Genomic DNA, 1,177 nt, shown 5'->3' on the forward strand with positions numbered 1-1,177 from the left:
AACAATTTCGACCTCCAACTTGCCAATCTTGGCGTGAAGTTCTTTGACCTAAGCCTCGCTGTCTTCCAATCGCCGTACCTTGTCAGAGAACACGTCAGTCAGCCCCCTCTCGGGATCATGCTTCGCATAACCCTGCCAGGCAGCGATCAATCGCCTGCCGTTTCCATGTCGTTACCTACGTTGGATGAGCTTTCTGCTTAGCCGCAATCCCCTGCGCCGTCTTGTCTTCACGAAGTGCTTCAAGCGCCACCGTAACTTTGAACTTGTCTAAAAAACTGCGTCTCTGCATCATTCGTGCATCCCGTCGTCAATGTTGGATACATCTTAGCACGCTGTCCAGTTTTGCCAGACACTTCAGATTTTGGGCTCAACTTTGTCGGTTTCGTCCTATCTGGATTGTCAAAAATGTCGTTTAACACGGTCTTTCTTGCTTAGAAAAAGAACTCTCAACGTTTTGATATTTCTGCCATTGCCAGTCGGTTAACAATTCAGAAATCGATTTTGACGGCAATGGTTTGCTAAATAAGAAACCTTGTACTTCTTTACACCCCTGATTTCGCAGCAGGTTTGCCTGCTCGACTGTCTCTACGCCTTCCGCATTTGACGTCATACCCATAGAGGCGCCAAGCTTAATAACTGCTTCGATAATGTTGTCAGCATCCGCGCAGAGACCCAGATCCATTGTGAACGACTTGTCGATCTTGATTTTGTCGAACGGGAACCGACGCAAATAGCTGAGACTTGAATACCCGGTGCCAAAATCGTCCATCGCTATTTTGACGCCCATGGCCTGCAAACCGGCCAAAACGGCTATGGTTTCATCTGTATGGCTCAAGAGCACCCCTTCCGTAATCTCTATTTCCAGACGACTGGGGTCTATGCCTTCGCGTTCGAGCGCATTTTTCACCGTGGCAACCAAATCACCCTGTCGGAATTGGGCCGGTGAAACATTCACCGCGAACGTCAGATCTGGCCACTCTTTGGCCTGCCTACACGCCTCGCCGATGACCCAATCCCCCAGTGGAACTATCAAACCGCACTCTTCGGCCAGTGGAACGAACGCATCGGGTGGGATCATCCCATCGTCCTTCTGGTTCCACCTCAACAACGCCTCAACGCCCTTTATCGTATTTGTGCTCAGATCGATCTGCGGCTGATAGTGCAATTCCAGCTCATT

Annotated in this window: 2 protein-coding genes; one reads left to right on the top strand and one right to left on the bottom strand. The window is 49.9% G+C overall.

The genetic code is table 11. The annotated features are described in order from the left end of the window. A partial coding sequence (locus ABJQ89_RS08800) for a hypothetical protein (RefSeq protein WP_348495877.1) occupies positions 1 to 201 on the top strand: 201 nt, incomplete at its 5' end. Between the two features lie 211 nt (positions 202 to 412). Here ABJQ89_RS08800 and ABJQ89_RS08805 read toward each other — a convergent pair. After that, positions 413 to 1,177: EAL domain-containing protein (locus tag ABJQ89_RS08805; RefSeq protein ID WP_348495878.1), on the bottom strand; the 765-nt coding region annotated here is incomplete at its 5' end.

This window comes from Planktotalea sp., from assembly GCF_039984035.1.
Classification (GTDB): Bacteria; Pseudomonadota; Alphaproteobacteria; order Rhodobacterales; family Rhodobacteraceae; genus Planktotalea.